Source organism: Streptomyces sp. NPDC093097, assembly GCF_044754325.1.
Taxonomy (GTDB): Bacteria; Actinomycetota; Actinomycetes; order Streptomycetales; family Streptomycetaceae; genus Streptomyces.
The window spans coordinates 50,608-70,211 of sequence record NZ_JBIVOW010000010.1; the positions used below are offsets into that span (position 1 = coordinate 50,608).

The 19,604-nt window shown below is 74.7% G+C and carries 17 protein-coding genes; 12 read left to right on the forward strand and 5 right to left on the reverse strand.

Annotated elements, in window-relative coordinates; all coding sequences use genetic code 11:
• Positions 1 to 119: 119 nt before the first annotated feature.
• The 8 genes from ACIQE0_RS18770 to cobC all read left to right on the forward strand — a co-directional run bounded on the left by ACIQE0_RS18770 (position 120) and on the right by cobC (position 9,753).
• A complete protein-coding gene (locus tag ACIQE0_RS18770) occupies positions 120 to 1,091 on the forward strand; it encodes a cobalamin biosynthesis protein (protein WP_366337390.1) in 972 nt (323 codons plus the stop codon).
• Positions 1,088 to 2,845, forward strand: coding sequence for a cobyric acid synthase (locus ACIQE0_RS18775; protein WP_402333363.1), 1,758 nt, complete (start codon positions 1,088 to 1,090; stop codon positions 2,843 to 2,845). The genes ACIQE0_RS18770 and ACIQE0_RS18775 overlap by 4 nt, the downstream gene beginning before the upstream one ends.
• Positions 2,846 to 5,044, forward strand: coding sequence for a putative cobaltochelatase (locus ACIQE0_RS18780; RefSeq protein WP_402333366.1), 2,199 nt, complete (start codon positions 2,846 to 2,848; stop codon positions 5,042 to 5,044).
• Positions 5,044 to 5,643, forward strand: a complete 600-nt coding sequence (gene cobO / locus ACIQE0_RS18785) for a cob(I)yrinic acid a,c-diamide adenosyltransferase (RefSeq protein WP_366337385.1) — start codon at positions 5,044 to 5,046, stop codon at positions 5,641 to 5,643. The genes ACIQE0_RS18780 and cobO overlap by 1 nt, the downstream gene beginning before the upstream one ends.
• A gap of 7 nt (positions 5,644 to 5,650) precedes the next feature.
• Positions 5,651 to 7,048, forward strand: a complete 1,398-nt coding sequence (locus ACIQE0_RS18790; RefSeq protein ID WP_402333369.1) for a cobyrinate a,c-diamide synthase — start codon at positions 5,651 to 5,653, stop codon at positions 7,046 to 7,048.
• Between the two features lie 94 nt (positions 7,049 to 7,142).
• A complete protein-coding gene (locus ACIQE0_RS18795; RefSeq protein ID WP_402333372.1) occupies positions 7,143 to 7,736 on the forward strand; it encodes a cobalamin biosynthesis protein in 594 nt (197 codons plus the stop codon).
• Positions 7,733 to 8,626 (forward strand): sirohydrochlorin chelatase, encoded by an 894-nt coding sequence (locus tag ACIQE0_RS18800; RefSeq protein WP_402333375.1) that lies wholly within the window; start codon positions 7,733 to 7,735, stop codon positions 8,624 to 8,626. The genes ACIQE0_RS18795 and ACIQE0_RS18800 overlap by 4 nt, the downstream gene beginning before the upstream one ends.
• Positions 8,623 to 9,753: an Rv2231c family pyridoxal phosphate-dependent protein CobC gene (gene cobC / locus ACIQE0_RS18805; protein ID WP_402333378.1), complete on the forward strand. Its 1,131-nt coding sequence runs from the start codon at positions 8,623 to 8,625 to the stop codon at positions 9,751 to 9,753. Before ACIQE0_RS18800 ends, cobC begins: the two co-directional genes overlap by 4 nt.
• A 151-nt stretch (positions 9,754 to 9,904) precedes the next feature.
• On the opposite strand, the gene ACIQE0_RS18810 is transcribed toward cobC, so the two are convergent.
• Entirely contained in the window at positions 9,905 to 10,924 is a 1,020-nt protein-coding gene (locus ACIQE0_RS18810) for an SCO1860 family LAETG-anchored protein (protein WP_402333381.1), read from the reverse strand.
• A gap of 367 nt (positions 10,925 to 11,291) precedes the next feature.
• Positions 11,292 to 12,383 (reverse strand): amidohydrolase family protein, encoded by a 1,092-nt coding sequence (locus tag ACIQE0_RS18815; protein ID WP_402333768.1) that lies wholly within the window; start codon positions 12,381 to 12,383, stop codon positions 11,292 to 11,294.
• Positions 12,384 to 12,890: 507 nt separating this feature from the next.
• Between ACIQE0_RS18815 and ectA the strand changes: the two genes are divergently transcribed.
• The 4 genes from ectA to thpD all read left to right on the forward strand — a co-directional run bounded on the left by ectA (position 12,891) and on the right by thpD (position 16,244).
• Entirely contained in the window at positions 12,891 to 13,457 is a 567-nt protein-coding gene (gene ectA, locus ACIQE0_RS18820; protein ID WP_402333384.1) for a diaminobutyrate acetyltransferase, read from the forward strand.
• A 70-nt stretch (positions 13,458 to 13,527) separates the two neighbouring features.
• Entirely contained in the window at positions 13,528 to 14,796 is a 1,269-nt protein-coding gene (gene ectB / locus ACIQE0_RS18825) for a diaminobutyrate--2-oxoglutarate transaminase (protein WP_366339529.1), read from the forward strand.
• Positions 14,797 to 14,845: 49 nt separating this feature from the next.
• A complete protein-coding gene (locus tag ACIQE0_RS18830; protein WP_366339527.1) occupies positions 14,846 to 15,256 on the forward strand; it encodes an ectoine synthase in 411 nt (136 codons plus the stop codon).
• Positions 15,257 to 15,341: 85 nt separating this feature from the next.
• Positions 15,342 to 16,244 (forward strand): ectoine hydroxylase, encoded by a 903-nt coding sequence (gene thpD / locus ACIQE0_RS18835; protein ID WP_402333387.1) that lies wholly within the window; start codon positions 15,342 to 15,344, stop codon positions 16,242 to 16,244.
• A 122-nt stretch (positions 16,245 to 16,366) separates the two neighbouring features.
• Here the strand turns inward: thpD and ACIQE0_RS18840 are convergent, their stop codons facing one another.
• The 3 genes from ACIQE0_RS18840 to ACIQE0_RS18850 all read right to left on the reverse strand — a co-directional run bounded on the left by ACIQE0_RS18840 (position 16,367) and on the right by ACIQE0_RS18850 (position 19,499).
• A complete protein-coding gene (locus ACIQE0_RS18840; RefSeq protein ID WP_402333390.1) occupies positions 16,367 to 17,437 on the reverse strand; it encodes an alkene reductase in 1,071 nt (356 codons plus the stop codon).
• Between the two features lie 142 nt (positions 17,438 to 17,579).
• A complete protein-coding gene (locus ACIQE0_RS18845; RefSeq protein WP_366339521.1) occupies positions 17,580 to 18,653 on the reverse strand; it encodes an aminotransferase class V-fold PLP-dependent enzyme in 1,074 nt (357 codons plus the stop codon).
• 141 nt (positions 18,654 to 18,794) lie between these two features.
• The gene (locus tag ACIQE0_RS18850) at positions 18,795 to 19,499 is read right to left on the reverse strand and encodes a DsbA family oxidoreductase (RefSeq protein WP_402333393.1); all 705 of its coding nucleotides are present in this window, start codon (positions 19,497 to 19,499) and stop codon (positions 18,795 to 18,797) included.
• Positions 19,500 to 19,604 lie beyond the last annotated feature (105 nt).

Here is a 19,604-nt window from a genome sequence, read left to right on the forward strand (position 1 = left end):
CACGTCGAGCCAGGGCGCGGACCCTGAGTGAGGACATACCGCCATGCCCGGCTGCCCATCGAGAGCCTCTCTGCCCGTTGCCCACGGGCCCCTTCGGTGCCTGACGGCGGCCTGATCCGGTGCGCGGCGAACACGCGGGATACGCGTGCGGCGCGGTCCTGGGCTTCCTCGGTGATCTGATCGCGGCGGATCCGCGGCGCGGCCATCCGGTGGCCGCGTTCGGCCGGGCCGCGGCCGCCGTCGAACGCCGGCTGTGGCGCGACCACCGCGGCCACGGCGCGGCCCACGCGGTGCTGTGCGCGGGCGGCGCGGCCGCCGGCGCCGCGCTGCTGGAGCGTGCCGTGCGGCACCGCCCTGGCGCCCGGACCGCGTTGACCGCGGCCACGGTGTGGGCGGTCCTGGGCGGCACCTCGCTCGGCCGGGAGGCGCGGGCCGTGGGTGGTGCGCTGGCCGCCGGTGATCTGGAGGTGGCGCGGGAGCGGCTGCCGCATCTGTGCGGGCGCGATCCGCAGGCGCTGGACGGCCCGCAGATGGCCCGCGCGGTGGTGGAGTCGGTCGCCGAGAACACCTCGGACGCGGTGGTCGGCGCCCTGGTGTGGGGCGCGCTGGGCGGGGTGCCCGGACTGGTGGCGTTCCGCGCGGTGAACACCCTGGACGCGATGGTCGGTCACAAGTCGCCGCGCTACCGGCGGTTCGGCTGGGCCGCGGCCCGCCTCGACGACGTCGCCGGCTGGCCCGGCTCCCGGCTGACCGCCGCGCTGACGGTCCTGGCGGGCCCGGACCGGCGCGGTGCGCTGCGGGCCTGGCGGGCGGACGGCGGCGCGCACCCGAGCCCCAACGCGGGCCCGGTGGAAGCCTCGTTCGCCGGTGCGCTGGGCATCCGGCTGGGCGGCACCCTGGCGTACGGCGGGCGGGTGGAGCACCGGCCGGTGCTCAACGGTGGGGCGCGGCCCCCGAAGGTGTCCGATGTCGAACGGGCGGTGCGGCTCTCCCGGCGGGTGAGCGCGCTGGCGCTGGGCGTCACGGTTGCGGGACGGCTGGCGGCGGACGCCGTGCGGCGCGGGAAACTGAGCGGGAGGGGCGCGCGGTGAACGGGCGCGGGAAGACGGCCGGTGGGCTGCTGGTGGCCGGGACGACGTCCGACGCCGGCAAGAGCGTGGTGACGGCCGGGATCTGCCGCTGGCTGGTGCGGCAGGGCGTGAAGGTCGCGCCGTTCAAGGCGCAGAACATGTCGCTGAACTCGTTCGTGACCCGCGAGGGCGCGGAGATCGGCCGGGCGCAGGCGATGCAGGCGGCCGCGGCCCGGGTGGAGCCGACCGCGCTGATGAACCCGGTGCTGCTCAAGCCGGGCAGCGACCGCAGCAGCCAGGTGGTGCTGCTGGGGAAGCCGGTGGGCGAGTTGAGTGCGCGTGGCTACCACGCCGGCCGGCAGGAGCAGTTGCTCGGGACCGTGACCGACTGCCTGGCGGAGCTGCGGCGCACCCACGACGCGGTGATCTGCGAGGGCGCGGGCAGCCCCGCGGAGATCAACCTGCGGCGGACCGACCTGGTCAACATGGGCCTGGCCCGGGCGGCACGGATACCCGTGGTGGTGGTCGGCGACATCGACCGTGGCGGGGTCTTCGCGTCGTTCTTCGGGACCACCGCGCTGCTGGCGAAGGAGGACCAGGCGCTGATCGCCGGCTACCTCGTCAACAAGTTCCGCGGCGACGTGACGCTGCTGGAGCCGGGGTTGGAGATGCTGCGCTCGCTCACCGGGCGGCGCACCTACGGCGTGCTGCCGTTCGCGCACGGGCTCGGCATCGACGAGGAGGACGGAATGGGGGTCCCCCCTGCTCGAACGAAGTCGAGAGTTTGGGGGAGGGTCTCGCTGCGCGGGGCCGTACGGGAGTCGGTGGTGGCGCCGCCCGCGGGTGAGGACATCCTGCGGGTCGCGGTCTGCGCCGTCCCGCTGATGTCCAACTTCACCGACGTGGACGCGCTGGCCGCCGAACCGGGCGTGGTGGTGCGGTTCGTGGACCGGCCGGAGGAGCTGGCCGACGCGGACCTGGTGGTGCTGCCGGGGACCCGCGGCACGGTCCGGGCCCTGGAGTGGCTGCGCGAGCGCGGGCTGGCCGACGCGGTGGCCCGGCGGGCCGCCGAGGGCAGGCCGGTGCTGGGCATCTGCGGCGGTTACCAGATGCTGGGCGAACACATCGAGGACGAGGTCGAGTCGCGCGCGGGCGCGGTGGACGGGCTGGGGCTGCTGCCCGTACGGGTGCGGTTCGCCCGTGAGAAGACCCTCGCGAGGCCGGTGGGTCGAGCGCTGGGCGAGCGGGTGGAGGGCTACGAGATCCACCACGGGGTCGCCGAAGTGACCGGCGGGGACGAGGCGTTCCTCTGTGATGACCGAGGACAGAGCCTGGACGGCTGCCGGGTGGGCTCCGTATGGGGCACGCACTGGCACGGCTGCCTGGAGAGCGACGGTTTCCGGCGGGCGTTCCTGCGGGAGGTGGCGCGGGCGGCCGGCCGGCGCTTCGTCCCGGCGCCGGACACCAGCTTCGCCGCGCTGCGCGAGGAGCAGTTGGACCGGCTCGGCGATCTGATCGAGGAGCACGCCGACACCGGGGCGCTGCTGCGGCTGATCGAGGAAGGGGCGCCGGAGGGGCTGCCGTTCGTGCCTCCGGGGGCGCCGGACGTGCCGGGCGTCTCCGCGTGCGCGGAGCCGAAAGAGCCCGTACCGCCGCGCACTTGGCGGTCCCCGGAACAGCCCCGCGAAAGCAGAGCCGACGGCGAAACTGTTGCACAGCCTGCGGTCGGTGACGCATCTGATCACAGCGCCTCCTTCGAAAGGGGTACCCGTTAAATGGCCTCGGCCCCATACCCGTTCACCGCTGTTGTCGGCATGTCCGACATGCGGCTGAGCCTGCTGCTCAATGCCCTCTCGCCGGCCATCGGCGGCGTGCTCGTTCGCGGGGAGAAGGGCACCGCGAAATCGACGATCGTGCGCGGCCTCACGGCGCTGATGCCGCTCATCGACGTCGTCCCGGGCTGCCGCTTCGCCTGCGCCCCCGCCGACCCCGACCCCGGCTGCCCCGACGGCCCCCACGAAACGGGCGCCGCCGAGGACCGGCCCACGCGGATGGTCGAGTTGCCGGTGGGCGCGTCCGAGGACCGGCTGGTCGGTGCGCTCGACATCGAGCGGGCGCTCGCCGAGGGGGTGAAGGCGTTCGAGCCGGGACTGCTCGCGGCCGCCCACCGGGGAATCCTCTACGTCGACGAAGTCAACCTGCTCCATGATCATCTGGTCGACGTGCTGCTGGACGCCGCCGCCATGGGTGCCTCCTACGTGGAGCGGGAGGGCGTCTCCGTGCGGCACGCCGCGCGCTTCCTGCTCGTCGGGACGATGAACCCCGAAGAGGGCGAGCTGCGGCCGCAGTTGCTGGACCGGTTCGGGTTGACCGTGGAGGTCGCGGCGTCCCGGGACCCGGAGCAGCGGGTCGACGTGGTCCGCCGCCGGCTGGCGTACGACGACGACCCGGCGGGCTTCGCGGCGCGCTGGGCCGACGAGGAGCGGGAGCTGCGCGAACGGATCGCGGCGGCGCGGGAGTTGCTGCCGCAGGTGCGGCTCGGCGACAAGGCACTGCGGCAGATCGCGGCGACCTGTGCGGCGTTCGAGGTCGACGGGATGCGGGCGGACATCGTGATGGCCCGCACCGCGAGCGCGCTGGCGGCCTGGGCCGGGCGCACCGAGGTGCTGCCGGAGGACGTCCGGCAGGCGGCGCTGCTGGCGCTGCCGCACCGGCGCCGGCGGGCCCCGTTCGACGCGCCCGGGCTCGACGAGGACAAGCTGGACCAGGTGTTGGAGGAGTCCGGCGGGCAGGACCCCGAGGGCGACGACGATCCGGAGCCGGAGGGCCCGGACGGTGGTCCGGACGGGCCGGACGGCGGTCCGGAAGGGGGCCCCGGCGGCGGTCCCGGCGGGCTGCCGCCGCAGGAGCGCGGGCCGCAGGAGCAGTCGGGGGACGCCCCGCGCCCCGAAGTGCCTCAGCAGCAGGAGCCGGAGCGTCCGGCGCGGTCCGAGGAGTCCGAGCGGGCGCCGGAGGGCGAGCCCGCGACGTCCGGGCCGGCGCCGGAGCAGGCCGCGGTGGGCGCCACCGAGCCGTTCCGTACCCGGCGGCTGGACGTGCCGGGGCTGGGCGAGGGCGCGGACGGCCGGCGGTCGCGGGCGCGGACCGCGCACGGCCGCACCACCGGGGCGCGCCGGCCCCAAGGGGCCCTGGGCAAGCTGCACTTGGCGGCGACCGTGCAGGCCGCGGCGCCGCACCAGTGGGCCCGCGGGCGAAGCGGCCCGGGGCTGCTGGTGCGCCGGGACGATCTGCGGGAGGCGGTGCGCGAGGGGCGCGAGGGCAACCTGGTGCTGTTCGTGGTGGACGCGTCCGGGTCGATGGCGGCGCGGAAGCGGATGGGCGCGATCAAGGGGGCGGTGCTGTCGCTGCTGCTCGACGCGTACCAGCGGCGGGACAAGATCGGGATGATCACCTTCCGGGGTTCCGGCGCCGAGCTGGCGCTGCCGCCGACGTCGTCGGTGGAGGCCGGCGCGGCGCGGCTGGCGCAGTTGCCGACGGGCGGCCGGACGCCGCTGGCGGAGGGGCTGCTGCGGGCCCATGAGGTGCTGCGGGTGGAGCGGATGCGGGACCCGTCCCGGCGGCCGCTGCTGGTCGTGGTCACCGACGGGCGGGCCACGGGTGCATCGGCGGCGCGCAGCGCCGGGGACGATGGCCGGGCGACGGGCGGGCCGCTGCGGCGGGCGCACCGCGCGGCGGGGCTGCTGGCCGCCCAGGGCACCGCGTCGGTGGTGGTGGACTGCGAGGCGGGGCCGGTGCGGCTGGGGCTGGCCGGGGAGCTGGCCCGGGAGCTGGGCGGCACCGCCGTCACCCTCGACGAGCTGCGCGCGGACAGCGTCTCCGCGCTCGTACGGACCGTACAGGGCAGGCCCGTCCGCGGCGGCAGCGCCGACCGCGGCCGGGATCGACTGGATCGTCACAACAGGAAGGCCGCGTAATGCCGCAGGGACAGCCGTCCGTCGTCCCCGACGACGGGCTCACCACCCGCCAGCGCCGCAACCGCCCGCTGGTGCTGGTCCACACGGGCCAGGGCAAGGGCAAGTCGACCGCCGCCTTCGGGCTGGCGCTGCGGGCCTGGAACCAGGGCTGGCCGGTCGGGGTGTTCCAGTTCGTGAAGTCGGCGAAGTGGAAGGTCGGCGAGGAGCGGGCCCTGACGGTGCTCGGCGCCACCGGGGAGGGCGGCACCGTCGCCTGGCACAAGATGGGCGAGGGCTGGTCCTGGGTGCAGCGCGACTCCCAGTTCAGCAACGAGGAGGCGGCCCGGGAGGGTTGGGAGCAGATCAAGCGCGACCTGGCCGCGGAGACCTACAAGCTGCTGGTGCTGGACGAGTTCGCCTACCCGCTGAAGTGGGGCTGGGTGGACGTCGAGGAGGTGGTCTCCGTGCTGCGGGACCGCCCCGGCACCCAGCACGTCGTCATCACCGGGCGGGACGCGCCGGAGGCGCTGCGGGACTTCGCGGACCTGGTGACGGACATGACGAAGGTCAAGCACCCGATGGACGCGGGCCAGAAGGGCCAGCGGGGCATCGAATGGTGAGCACGTCGTGAGCGGTGGCACGGTCCCCCGGCTGGTGATCGCCGCGCCGTCCTCGGGCGCCGGGAAGACGACGGTGGCGACCGGTCTGATGGCGGCCTTCGCCGAGGCCGGCCTTGCCGTCTCCCCGCACAAGGTGGGGCCGGACTACATCGATCCGGGCTACCACGCGCTGGCCACCGGCCGGCCCGGCCGCAATCTGGACGCCTTCCTGTGCGGTACGGAGCGGATCGCACCGCTGTTCCTGCACGGGGCGGCCGGCGCGGACCTGGCGGTGGTCGAGGGCGTGATGGGGCTGTTCGACGGGGCGTCCGGAAGGGGCGAGCTGTCGTCGACCGCGCAGGTGGCGAAGGTGCTGCGGGCGCCGGTGGTGCTGGTGGTGGACGCCTCCTCGCAGTCCCGGTCGGTGGCGGCGCTGGTGCACGGCTTCGCGTCGTGGGACCCGGAGGTCCGGCTGGCCGGGGTGATCCTCAACAAGGTCGGTTCGGACCGGCACGAGGAGCTGCTGCGGGACGCCATGGAGTCCTCCGGGGTGCCGGTGCTCGGCGCGCTGCGCCGCACCGAGCAGGCCCGTACGCCCTCCCGGCACCTGGGTCTGGTGCCGGTCGCGGAGCGGCGTGCCGAGGCGGTCGCGTCGGTGCGGGCGCTGGCCGAACGGGTCCGCGCGGGCTGCGACCTGGAGGCGCTGCTGGCGCTGGCGCGGAACGTGCCGGAGCTGCCGGACCGGCCGTGGGACCCGGCCGAGGCGGTGGCGGCGGTGCCCGCCACCGGGGCCGGGCGGCCGGTGGTCGCGGTGGCCGGCGGGCCCGCCTTCACCTTCTCGTACGCCGAGCACACCGAGCTGCTGACCGCGGCGGGGGCCGAGGTGGTGCCGTTCGACCCGCTGCGGGACGAGCAACTGCCCTCCGGTACGCGGGGGTTGGTGATCGGCGGCGGTTTCCCCGAGGTGTACGCGCCGGAGTTGTCGGCGAACGCGCCGCTGCGGGCGGCGGTGGCGGCGCTGGCCGCGTCCGGGGCGCCGGTCTCGGCCGAGTGCGCCGGGCTGCTGTATCTCTCCCGTTCGCTCGACGGGCGGCCGATGTGCGGGGTACTGCCCGCCGACGGCCGGATGACGGAGCGGCTCACCCTCGGCTACCGGGAGGCGGTGGCGCTGACCGACAACGCGCTGGCGGCGGCCGGGACCCGGGTGCGCGGTCACGAGTTCCACCGCACGGTGCTGGAGCCGGGCGCGGGCGCGTCCCCGGCGTGGGGGGTGACGCACCCCCGGCGCGGTGTGGAGGGTTTCGTGTCGGGCGGGGTGCACGCCTCGTATCTGCATGTGCACTGGGCGGCCGAACCGTCGCTGGCCGGACGGCTGGTGGCGGGCGCGGTGCGGGACGCGGCGCCGGCCGCCGGCGGGGGCCGGTGAACAGGACGCCGGGCGGTGGGCGGCCGGGCGGGCCGACCGCGTGCACGGCGGAGCGGCACGGGCCGGTGCTCCTCGGCCGCGCGGCCGTCGCGGCATGACCGGTCCACGGCGGCCGGACACCGTCCTGGTCGCGGGGGTCGGGGCGCGGCGCGGTGTCGCGACGGCCGAGGTGGTGGCGCTGATCGGTGCGGCGCTGGCGGCGGCCGGGCGGCGGCCGGCGGCGCTGACCGGGCTGGCCACCGTGGCCGGCAAGGCCGCCGAGCCCGGACTGCTGGGCGCCGCGCGGCACTTCGGGGTTCCGCTGTGGTCGTTCCCGGCGGCGGCGCTGGCGGCGGTAGGGGTTCCGGCGCCGTCGGCCGCCGTGCGGGCCGCGGTCGGCACGCCGAGCGTCGCGGAGGCGGCGGCGCTGCTGGCCGCGGGGCCGGGTGCCCGTCTGGTCGCCGGCAAGCGGGTTTCGGCGCCGGAGGGCCGGCCGGGCGCGGCGACCTGCGCGCTGGCCGCCCCCGGCGATGCCGGCGGTGCGGCCGTGACCTCCGGTAAGGCCGACGCGGCCGCTGCCCCCGCGGCGGGGGTCGCTATCGTCGTCCCCTCCTCCGCCCCGTCCGGCCCGCCCCGGACCGACGCGCGGCGGAGTCCGGCGGCCGACGCCCCGACCAGCGCACATCCCGGTACCAAGGAGACGTTGTGACCACCCGTCCCGCACTGCTCATCGCCGGTCACGGCACCCGTCACGAGGGGGCGGCCGACGCGCTGCGCACGCTGGTGCGGCGGCTCGCCGAGCGGCACCCCGACGTGCCGGTCGCCGGCGGCTTCTTCGGCGCCCCGGCGTCGCCGCTGCCGCTGTCCGACGCGGTCGGCGACCTGGCGGCGCGAGGCGCGACCGACCTGGTCGCGGTGCCGCTGCTGATGGCGCCGACCGGGCCGATAGCGGAGGGCCTGCCGGACGCGATGGCCCGGGCGGCCGCCGCCCACCCCGGCCTCCGCTACGCCTGCGGGCCCGAACTGGGGCCGGATCCCCGGCTGTTGGGGGCGCTGGAGCGGCGGCTGGACGAGGCGCTGGGCGGCGGCGCGCGACGGCCCGAGGACCGGGTCCGCACCACGGTGCTGCTGGTGGGGCGGGGCGCGACCGCTCCGCACGCCAACGCCGAAGTGGCCCGGGCCGCCCGGCTGTTGTGGGAGGGCGGCGGTTTCGCGGGCGTGGAGAGCGCGTTCGTCACGCTGGCGGCGCCGGACGTACCGGCCGGGCTCGACCGGTGCCGGGTGCTGGCCGCCGCGGCGTCCGGTGGCGCGGGGCCGTGCCGGACCGTGGTCCTGCCGTACTTCTTCTTCGCCGGCGAGCTGCTGGAACGGCTGCGGATGCAGGCCGAGGGGTGGGCCGCGGCGCATCCGGGGACGGAGGTGCACTGCGCGGAACCGATCGGCGCGGCCCCGGAGTTGGCCGAGGTGGTCATGGCGCGCTACCGGGCGACGGTGGCGGACGGGGCGGCCTTCGGCGGACGGGCGGCGGACGCCTTGCCGGCGGCCTGCGCGACGGCCGGCGCGGGTGCGGGCGCGACGGACGCGGGGAGCCGGCGATGAGGGGCCCGACGCTGTCCACGCCCGGCACCGCTGCCGACTCCCCTGGTGTCACTGCCGGTTCCGCCGGCGCCGCCACCGGTTCCGAAGAGGTGGATCTGCGGCACCACGGGGACGCCGAGGTGCGCGGCGCGGATCTGACGGACCTGGCGGTCAACGTCCGCACCGGCACTCCCCCGGCCTGGCTCAAGGCCCGGATCGCCGCGTCGCTGGACGGCCTGGCCGCCTACCCCGACGGCCGTCCGGCGCGGGCGGCGGTCGCCGCCCGGCACGGGCTGCCGGCCGAGCGGGTGCTGCTGACGGCCGGCGCCGCGGAGGCGTTCGTACTGCTCGCGCGGGCGGTACGGGCCCGCCGGCCGGTGGTGGTGCACCCGCAGTTCACCGAGCCGGAGGCGGCGCTGCGGGACGCCGGGCACGAGGTCGGACGGGTGCTGCTGGCCGAGCGGGACGGTTTCCGACTGGACCCGGCGGCGGTGCCGGACGAGGCGGACCTGGTCGTCGTCGGCAACCCCACCAACCCCACCTCGGTGCTGCACCCGGCGGACGCCGTGGCCGCCCTGGCGCGGCCCGGCCGGACGCTGGTGGTGGACGAGGCGTTCATGGACGCGGTGCCCGGGGAGCGGGAGTCGCTGGCCGGGCGGGTGGGTGAACTGCCGGGGCTGGTGGTGCTGCGCAGCCTCACCAAGACCTGGGGGCTGGCCGGGCTGCGGATCGGCTATGTGCTGGCCGGTGCGGACACCCTCACGGAACTGGCGCGGGCGCAGCCGCTGTGGCCGGTCTCCTCGCCGGCGCTGGCCGCCGCCGAGGCGTGCTGTGCGCCGGCGGCACTGGCGGAGGCGGAGGCGGCGGCCGAGCAGATCGCCGCGGACCGGGCCCATCTGCTGGCCCGGCTGGGCGCGTTGCCGTCGGTGACGGTGGCCGGACCGGCGGCCGGACCGTTCGTGCTGGTGCGGCTGCCCGGTGCGGCGGCGGTCCGGACCGGGCTGCGGGCCCGCGGCTTCGCGGTCCGCCGCGGCGACACCTTCCCCGGCCTGGGCCCGGACTGGCTCCGGCTGGCCGTACGGGACCGGGCGACCACCGACCGGTTCACGGCCGCCCTGGCGGAGGTGCTCGGGGCGGCCCCCCGGTGACGACGGAACCCCTCGCCGGGGCGGCGCGCCGGGCCCCACACCCTGGCGGGCCCCGGCGAGGGGCGGGGTGCGCCGCGCGGGCCCACGCGGCGCACCCGGGCCGTACCCTCCGCCGGCGCCCCCACGGCACCGGTGGCGGGTACGGAGCCGGTCAGCCGCGCCCGTCCGGCGCGGCGTTGCGACGGCGGCGGGCGTAGACCAGCGCCCCGGCGCCGCCGGCGACCAACACGGCCGCGCCACCGGCGAGATACGGGGTCGCGGAGCTGCTGCCGGTCTCGGCGAGGTCGTGCCCGGCGGTCGAACGGGTGCCACCGGCGGTGGAGTTCACCTGGGTGCCGCCGGTCTGGCCGCCAGTGCCGGGCTGCTGGGGGTGCCCGGGTTGCGACGGGGTGCCGGGCTCACCGGGCCGGTCCGGGGTGCCGTGCGGGGTGGTGCAGGTGGCCTGGGCGAGCGTGACCTCGCCGTGCACCTGGGCCACGTTGAGTTTCAACGGATTGACGGAGACCCCCAGTCGGAGCGCGGTGGCGGCGGCGCTGTTCGAGGCGCTGTTCTTCCGCGACAGATCGAGCCGGACCTCCCCCACCCCGGGCACCTTGACCTCGGTGGTCCCGCCCGCGCGCAGCGCGACCCGCTTGCCCAGCACCACGACGTCGCCGAGCACCTGGGCCTCGGCCCGCGGCCGCCGGCCGGCGGCGCAGACGGCCCGGGCGGTGACCTGCTGGACCTCGACCAGCGGGGTCGCCGGGAGGCCGGGCAGCTGGACCCTGGCCCGGACGAGGTCGGCGTGGCCCTCGGCGGTCCGTCCGTCGGCGGTGGCGCGGGCGGTGGCGGCGTCGGCCCGCAGCAGGCTGACCGGTCGGCCCTGGTCGATGCCGTCCAGGCGGACGGTGAGCGCGGTCCGGTCGGCCGAGGCCGGGGCGTGGACCTCGTCGAGGACGGCCCGGACGGGGACGTCCAGGGTCTTGTCGAGCAGGCCGACGTCCAGGGCGGCGCGCAGCACCACCGCCCCCGAAGTGCCGTGGGTGCGGCCGTCGTTGCCGGTGGCGTGGGCGGCGGGCGCGGCGGCGAGGGCGACGGCGGGACCGGCCGTCAGGACGGCGGCGGCCAGGACGGCGCCGAGCCGTCCGGGCGCGCCGAAGGAGCCGGTGGAACTGGTGGGACTGGCGGACACGGGTGTGGAACCCCCACAGGAGAGATGGAGCCGCCGACCGCGCCAATGGGGGACATCACGCGGGCCGACGGCCTCGACCCGCACATCGTGTCCGTACGGAGGGTGAACGGTCAGCCACGTGCGGTCAGTTCACACCAAAGGGTGGTTTCCGTGCCCTTATTCGATTCCTTCCGGCTCCTCCGTCACGACGGCCACCGCACGCCCCGGCCGTACCGTTCCGACCGGGACCGGAACCCCGCGCGGGCCCCGTCGCTCGACCCAACGGCGCAGCGGCGCACGGCCGTTGGCGTCGTGGGCGGCACCGGCGCACGGGCCCGCCCGACCGGGGCGGCGGGCCCGCGCACGGCCCCCTTCGGGCCCCTGCGCCTCAGCCGACGACCTGCCCGCGCAGCATCACCAGCCGCGGCGCGGCCAGCACCCGGACATCGGCCCGCGGATCGGCCTCGTAGACGACCAGGTCCGCCGGGGCGCCCTCGGTGAGCCCCGGGCGGCCGAGCCACTCCCGGGCGCCCCAGGTCGTCGCGGAGAGCGCGGCCTCCACGGGCAGCCCGGCCTTCATCAGCTCGGCGACCTCGTCGGCGACCAGGCCGTGCGGCAGCGAGCCGCCGGCGTCGGTGCCGGCGTAGATCGGGACGCCGGCGTCGTAGGCGGCCCGCACGGTGTCGTAGCGGCGGGCGTGCAGCCGCCGCATGTGGTCGGCCCAGCGGGGGAACTTGGTGTCGCCGCCGGCCGCGAGCTGCGGGAAGGTCGCGATGTTGACCAGGGTGGGGACGATCGCGACCTGGCGCTCGGCGAAGAGCGGGATGGTGTCCTCGGTCAGCCCGGTGGCGTGCTCGATGCAGTCGATGCCGGCCTCGACCAGCGGGGCCAGGGACTCCTCGGCGAAGCAGTGCGCGGTGACCCGGGCGCCGAGCCGGTGCGCCTCGGCGATGGCGGCGGCCACCTCGCCGGGCGGCCAGCAGGCGGCCAGATCGCCGACCGAGCGGTCGATCCAGTCGCCGACGAGCTTGACCCAGCCGTCGCCGCGCCGGGCCTCCCGGGCGACATAGGCGACCAGGTCCGCCGGCTCGATCTCGTGCGCGTAGTTGCGGATATAGCGCCTGGTGCGGGCGATGTGGCGGCCGGCGCGGATGATCCGCGGCAGGTCGGGGCGGTCGTCGATCCAGCGGGTGTCCGAGGGCGAGCCGGCGTCCCGGATCAGGAGGGTGCCGGCGTCACGGTCGGTGAGCGCCTGCTTCTCGCTGGTCGCGGCGTCCACCGGGCCGTGCGCGTCCAGTCCGACGTGGCAGTGGGCGTCGACCAGGCCCGGCAGCACCCAGCCGGTCACCGTCCTGGCATCGCGTGCCAGGGTCGGCCGTTCGAAGGTGACCCGGCCGTCGATGACCCACAGCTCGTCGCGGACTTCGTCCGGCCCGACGAGGACCCTCCCCTTGAGGTGCAGCACCGCACCTTCACTCATGGACGTCATGTCCGCACTGTATGCGGGCGGCAAAGGCGGCGGCCACGGTGTGCGGACGGCCCGCCGCACACGGCCTTGCGGAGGGTTATACGAAATCCCCCCGCCGTATCCGGCGCCCCGTCTTACCGGACTTCCGCCATACCTTACGGTGCGCACTCCTCACACCTTCTCGCGCACCTTTAGCGAACTGCCTGCGGCATCTTCCGGCGGCAAATTCCAAATTCCCAAGAAGCACAGCTTCCCGTATCCGTATGCCCGCTCTCCCGATTCTCAAACGCCAAGATTTCGCTAGCGTCAAGACCCCTTATCCAGACGCCTCCAGTGAGCGTTATCGAGCTGTGACCGACTACACAGCGTGCCCGATTCGCCCCGAACTTCCGTGACGAATCGTGACATTCCCAAGCCATCTCGCGCGCTCGCGCGCCCCCGCGTGATAACACGAACGCGCTTCTCGCGTAACCCGGACCCGCGATGCAATTTGCTTTTCGCCTGGGTAAATTCAATTCCATGACCGCCGCACAAGCAGCCCATGCAGGTGCCCGAAGCGAAATCAGAGAAATACCGGAGGGCTACCGGCTCGACACCCCCCGGGCGGAGGACGGATCCGCGATCTGGCGCATCGCCCGCGACTCGAAGGTGCTGGACCTGAACTCGTCCTACAGCTACCTCCTGTGGTGTCGCGACTTCGCCGCCACCTCCGTCGTCGCCCGCGACGCGGCAGGCGAACCGGCCGCCTTCCTCACCGGCTACCTGCGCCCGGACCGCCCGGACACCCTCGTCGTCTGGCAGATAGCCGTCGACGCGGCGCACCGCGGACGGGGCCTGGCCGCCGCCCTGTTGGACGGGCTGACCACCCGTGCCGTCGACGAACTGGGCGTACGTCGCGTGGAGACCACGATCACGCCCGACAACACGGCCTCCAAGGCGCTGTTCACCTCCTTCGCCGAACGGCACTCGGTGCCGGTCGCGCACGAGGTCCTCTTCGACGCGGCGCTCTTCCCCGAACAGGGCCACGAACCCGAAGTCCTGCACCTGATCGGCCCGTTCGCGGCGCCGCCCGGCACCGGCCGCTGAGCCGGGTCGTGCGCGCGGCGCCCACCCCCAGACTTCTCCCCCTCCCGCACTCATCTCCCAGGAGCATGCTGTGACCATCACCCAGCCCGATCTGAGCGTCTTCGAAACCGTCGAGTCGGAGGTGCGCAGCTACTGCCGCGGCTGGCCCACCATCTTCGACCGCGCGCAGGGCAGCCGCCTGACCGACGAGGACGGCCACACCTACCTGGACTTCTTCGCCGGTGCCGGCTCGGTCAACTACGGGCACAACAACCCGGTCCTCAAGCGCGCCCTGATCGACTACATCGAGCGGGACGGCATCACCCACGGCCTGGACATGTCCACCACGGCCAAGCGGGCCTTCCTGGAGTCGTTCCAGAACATCGTCCTGCGGCCCCGCGACCTGCCCTACAAGGTCATGTTCCCGGGCCCGACGGGCGCCAACTCCGTCGAGGCCGCACTGAAGTTGGCCCGGAAGGTCAAGGGCCGGGAGGCGATCGTCTCCTTCACCAACGCCTTCCACGGCATGTCGCTGGGCGCGCTCGCGGTGACCGGCAACTCGATGAAGCGGGCCGGCGCCGGCATCCCGCTGGTGCACGGCACCCCGATGCCGTTCGACAACTACTTCGACGGCCAGGTCCCGGACTTCCTGTGGTTCGAGCGGCTGCTGGAGGACCAGGGCTCCGGCCTGAACAAGCCCGCGGCGGTGATCGTGGAGACCGTCCAGGGCGAGGGCGGCATCAACGTCGCCCGCGCCGAGTGGCTGCGCGCCCTGGCCGATCTGTGCGAGCGCCAGGACATGCTGCTGATCGTCGACGACATCCAGATGGGCTGCGGCCGCACCGGCGCCTTCTTCTCCTTCGAGGAGGCGGGCATCGTGCCGGACATCGTCACGCTCTCCAAGTCCATCAGCGGCTACGGCCTGCCGATGTCGCTCACCCTGTTCAAGCCGGAGCTGGACATCTGGGAGCCGGGCGAGCACAACGGCACCTTCCGCGGCAACAACCCGGCCTTCGTCACCGCGGCCGCCGCCCTGGACACGTACTGGGCCGACGGCCAGATGGAGAAGCAGACGCTGGCCCGCGGCGAGATCGTCGAGACGCATCTGAAGGCCCTGGTCGAGGAGCACCCCGGCACCTTCGTCGAGTACCGCGGCCGCGGACTGGTGTGGGGCCTGGAGTGCACCGACAAGAGCCTCGCCAACAAGATCGCCAAGCGCGCCTTCGAGCTGGGTCTGCTGATCGAGACCTCCGGCCCGGAGAGCGAGGTCGTCAAGCTGCTGCCGCCGCTGACGACCACCCCCGAGGAGCTGGACGAGGGGCTGCGGACCCTCGCCCGCGCGGTCCGCGACCACGTCTGACCGCTCCCCGCGTCCGTACACCGTTCCAGAGAAAGGCACCCGACGCACCATGATCGTCCGTTCGTTCCAGGACATCGAAGGCACCGACCGCCACGTCAAGGCCAAGACCGGCACGTGGGAGAGCAAGCGCATCGTCCTCGCCAAGGAGCGGGTCGGCTTCTCGCTCCACGAGACGATCCTCTACGCCGGCACCGAGACCTCGATGTGGTACGCCAACCACATCGAGGCGGTGGTCTGCGTCGAGGGCGTGGCCGAGCTGACCAACGAGGAGACCGGCGAGAAGCACACCATCACGCCCGGCGTGATGTACCTGCTGGACGGGCACGAGAAGCACACCATGCGGATCAAGGAGGACTTCCGCTGCCTGTGCGTCTTCAACCCGCCGGTCACCGGCCGCGAGGACCACGACGAGAACGGCGTCTACCCGCTGCTCACCGAGCCGGAGCCCGAGGCGGGCTGAGGTAACGGCGAGCAGATCCGGACCGCCGCGCGTCGTCACCGCGAGCCGCGAGGTGTTCCGTTCGAGAGGAGAGGAAGGCACCACCATGACCACCGCACCCGAGCGCACCGCCGACCTGTACCCGACCCGTGGGACCACCGAGGTCATCACCCCGCGGAAGGACCCGGTGGTGTGGTCGCAGCCCGGAGCGGAGGGGCCCTTCTCCGCCTCCGACCTGGGCGACTTCGAACGTGACGGCTTCTTCGCCATCCCGGAGCTGCTCACCGCGGAAGAGGTCGCGGTGTACCGCGCCGAGTTGGACCGGCTGGTGCACGACCCGGACACCCGCGCCGACCCGCGCTCGATCATCGAACCGCGGTCCCAGTCGGTCCGCTCGGTCTTCGAGATCCACCGGATCAGCGAGCTGTTCGCGCAGCTGGTCGCCGATCCGCGGGTGGTCGGCCGGGCCCGGCAGATCCTCGGCTCGGACGTCTACGTCCACCAGTCGCGGATCAACGTCAAGCCCGGTTTCGGTGCCTCCGGCTTCTACTGGCACTCGGACTTCGAGACCTGGCACGCGGAGGACGGACTGCCCGCCATGCGCACGGTGTCGGTCTCGATCGCGCTGACCGAGAACCACGACACCAACGGCGGCCTGATGATCATGCCCGGCTCGCACCGGCACTTCGTCGGCTGCGCGGGCGCCACCCCGAAGGACAACTACAAGAAGTCGCTCCAGATGCAGGACGCGGGCACGCCGTCGGACCAGGCGCTGACGACGATGGCGGACCGGCACGGCATCCGCCTGTTCACCGGCAGAGCCGGCTCGGCGACCTGGTTCGACTGCAACGCCATGCACGGCTCCGGCGACAACATCACGCCGTATCCGCGCAGCAACGTCTTCATCGTCTTCAACAGCATGGAGAACACCGCGGTGGAGCCGTTCGCGGCCCCGGTCCGGCGCCCGGAGTACATCGGGGCGCGCGCCCCGTTCGTCCCGGTCCGGTAGCGGCGCGCCGGTGCCCGGGCACCGGCGACGGTGGCGCGAGACGCATCGCGGCCGCCGCACGGCACCCTCTGCGGTGCGGTGCGGCGGCCGTCGCGTCTCCGCCGAGGCGACCTGACGCTACGTCAGTTGTCGGCCAGGGCCGGGTAGTCCAGGTAGCCTCTGTCGTCGCCGCCGTAGAAGCCGGCCCGGTCGGGGGTGTTGAACGGGCCGCCGGCCGCCAGTCGGCGGGGCAGGTCGGGGTTGGCGATGAACATCGCGCCGTAGACCAGCAGATCGGCCTCGCCCCGCTCGACCAGCGGCAGTTCCTCCAGGCCGGTGGGGCGGCCGTCGGTGACCGGGTTCAGCAGGAAGGTCCCGCCGAACCGCTTGCGCAGCCGGGCCAGCAGCTCCAGGTCGTGGACGTCGCAGGTGTGCAGGTAGGCCAGGCCCAGCGGGGCGAGTGCCTCGACCACCGCGGTGTAGGTGGCCTCCGGCGCGGGCTCGTCGATGTCGTTGAAGGTGTTGCCGGGCGAGAGCCGCAGACCGGTGCGGTACGCGCCGACCGCGTCGGCGACCGCCTTGACCACCTCGATCGCGAACCGTGCGCGGGCCTCGTCGGAGCCGCCCCACTCGTCGGTGCGCAGATTGGCGTTGGGGGCCAGGAACTGGTGGACCAGATAGCCGTTGCCGCCGTGGATCTCGACGCCGTCGAAGCCCGCCTCGATGGCGTTGCGGGCCGCGGCGGCGAAGCCCTCGATGGTCGCGCTGATCTCCTCGCCGGTCATCTCGCGCGGGGTGACGAAGTCCGTGGGGCCGTCCTGGGTGAAGCCCTGGCCGGCCGCCCTGACCGCGGACGGGCCGACCGGCACCAGCCCGTCGGGCAGCAGGGTCGGGTGGCCGATCCGGCCGCTGTGCCACAGCTGCGCGAAGATCCGGCCGCCGGCGGCGTGCACGGAGTCGGTCACCCGGCGCCAGCCGGCGATCTGCTCGGCGGTGTGCAGCCCGGGGGTGAGCGGGTAGCCGCGGCCGACCACCTCGGTCTGGGCGGCCTCGGTGATGATCAGGCCGGCCGAGGCCCGCTGGGTGTAGTAGGCGACCATCGAGTCGGTGGGGACGCCCGCGGCGGAGGCGCGGTTGCGGGTCATCGGCGCCATGACGAGGCGGTTGGCGAGCGGGATGCCGGCCAGGTCTATGGGGTCGAACGCAGTGGTCACTGACGGCCTTTCAGCGGGGTGTCACGGGGCATCAACTCGCCGGACGAGCTGAATCATTGGCCATTACATCAGCCGCCGTTTCCCGGGCCGCATGGCCCCCGGGCTGCGGAAACACCGCGGAAACCGCCCGGTCGTCGCACCGTCACGGAGCCAGCAGCGCCAGCGCCCGGGCCACGTCGTCGGAGGAGTTGTAGAGGTGGAACGCCGCCCGGAGCAGTCCGGCGCGGACGCTGACCCGCACCCCGGCCGCGGCCAGCCGCGGTTCGGCGTCCGCCAGCCCCGGGGCGGAGACGATCGCCGACCCGGGCGCGGTCCGCGGGGTGTGCCCGGCCGCCACCAGGCCGGCGCGGTACTGGTCGGCCAGTGCGACGTTGTGGGCGTGGACGGTCGCCACGCCGATCTCGGCGAGGAGTCCGAGGGAGTGCTCGGCGGCCACATAGCTGTAGTGGGCGTGCGGCTCGTCGTAGCGGCGGGCGGTGGCCGCCGGCCGGTCGACCGGCCCGTAGTTCGACTCCCCCGGGACCTCCCCGGCGGCCCACCCGGCGTGCACCGGCACCGGCCAGCCGGGGCCGCCGATGTCCCCCCGCTCCCCGCCGAAGACCATGAACGTCGTCCCGCGCGGGCACAGCAGCCACTTGAACGCCCCGCACACCACGTAGTCGAAGTCCGCGATCCGCAGCGGCAGCCACCCCGCGGCCTGGGTGACGTCGAGATACGTCCGCGCCCCGTGCGCCCGGGCGGCCTCCCGCACCGCGTCCAGATCGGCGATCCTGCCGTCGAGTGCGTGCACCGCGCTCACCGCGACCAGCGCCGTCTGCGGCCGGACCGCGTCGGCCAATGCCTCCCAGGGCACCGTCCGCACCGTGCACCCGGCCCGGGCCGCCAGCGGATTGACCAGCGAGCTGAAGTCCCCCTCGGTGACCAGCACTTCGGACCCCGGCGGCAGCGAGGCGGCGACGAAGGCGGACTGCACCGCGACCGAACTCCCCACCGCCACCCGCTCCTCGGGCACCCCCATCAGCCGCGCGAACGCCCCGCGGGCCCGGACCGCCGGCCCGAAGTAGTCGCGCCCCATCGTCCCGTGCGAGAACGACTCCTCCAGGGCAGCGCGGACCGCGGCGGCGCTCCGGGCAGGCAGCAGCCCACTGGACGCCGAGTTCAGATAGACCGTCTCGGGCGCGAACTCGTCCCCGCCCAACGCCGTGTGTCGCTGCATGGGCCCCACTCTGGCCGATCAACGGCCCCGCGTCCACGGGGAATCCGCCCCGGATGCGGGCCCGTTCCGGCCGGCGGCTCGGGGCCTGCCGGTCGTCACCTTCCCGTCTGCCGGACGGCAGACGGGAAGGTGACGACACCCCTAGTCCTGCGGGACGGCGCAGCCCCCGTCGCCGCAGACGTCCGCGTCGTCGGCGGCCAGCACCTGGACGGCCGAGTCGGCGTGGGCGCGCTCCAGGGCCTGGCGGAAGACGTCGGCGGGCTGGGCACCGGAGACGCCGTAGTGGCGGTCGATGACGAAGAAGGGGACGCCGGTCGCGCCGAGTTCGGCGGCGGCGCGCTCGTCGGCGCGGACGTCGTCGGCATGGGCGTCGGGGTCGGCCAGCACCCGCGCGACCTCGGCGGCCGGCAGCCCGGCGCCGACCGCGATGCCGGTCAGGACGTCGGGGTCGGCCAGCTGCCGGGCCTCGGCGAAGTTGGCGCGGTACAGCGCGGTGAGCAGCGCGTCCTGGACGCCGTGCGCCTTGGCCAGGTGGAGCAGCCGGTGCAGATCGAAGGTGTTGCCGTGGATCCGGTCCGACCGGTACCCGAGCCCCTCGCCGGCGGCCGCCTCGGCGACCCGGGCCTCCATCGCCTCCGCCTGCGCGCGGCTGACGCCGTACTTCGCGGCGAGCATGTCGAGGACCGGGACGTCGGTGGCCGCCGGCGCCTGCGGGTCCAGTTCGTAGGAGCGGTGGACCACCTCGACGTCCGCCCGCTGGGCGAACGCGGCCAGACCGGCCTCGAAGCGGGCCTTGCCGATGTAGCACCAGGGGCAGGCGATGTCCGACCAGATTTCGACGCGCATGGGGCTTGCTTGCTTTCCTCGGGGGTGGACCGACCGGGGGCCGGTCGGGGGTACGGAGGGGTGTAACGGTCGGGAGGGCGGGGTTATTCCGGCGGGCCCGGACGG

Excerpts from the sequence above, each read along its gene's own strand:
- ACIQE0_RS18780 (WP_402333366.1), top strand. The coding sequence starts at position 2,846 with ATGGCCTCGGCCCCATACCCGTTCACCGCTGTTGTCGGCATGTCCGAC.
- cobO (WP_366337385.1), top strand. The coding sequence starts at position 5,044 with ATGCCGCAGGGACAGCCGTCCGTCGTCCCCGACGACGGGCTCACCACC.
- ACIQE0_RS18795 (WP_402333372.1), top strand. The coding sequence starts at position 7,143 with ATGACCGGTCCACGGCGGCCGGACACCGTCCTGGTCGCGGGGGTCGGG.
- cobC (WP_402333378.1), top strand. The coding sequence starts at position 8,623 with ATGAGGGGCCCGACGCTGTCCACGCCCGGCACCGCTGCCGACTCCCCT.
- ACIQE0_RS18815 (WP_402333768.1), bottom strand. The coding sequence starts at position 12,383 with ATGAGTGAAGGTGCGGTGCTGCACCTCAAGGGGAGGGTCCTCGTCGGG.
- ectA (WP_402333384.1), top strand. The coding sequence starts at position 12,891 with ATGACCGCCGCACAAGCAGCCCATGCAGGTGCCCGAAGCGAAATCAGA.
- ACIQE0_RS18830 (WP_366339527.1), top strand. The coding sequence starts at position 14,846 with ATGATCGTCCGTTCGTTCCAGGACATCGAAGGCACCGACCGCCACGTC.
- thpD (WP_402333387.1), top strand. The coding sequence starts at position 15,342 with ATGACCACCGCACCCGAGCGCACCGCCGACCTGTACCCGACCCGTGGG.
- ACIQE0_RS18845 (WP_366339521.1), bottom strand. The coding sequence starts at position 18,653 with ATGCAGCGACACACGGCGTTGGGCGGGGACGAGTTCGCGCCCGAGACG.
- ACIQE0_RS18850 (WP_402333393.1), bottom strand. The coding sequence starts at position 19,499 with ATGCGCGTCGAAATCTGGTCGGACATCGCCTGCCCCTGGTGCTACATC.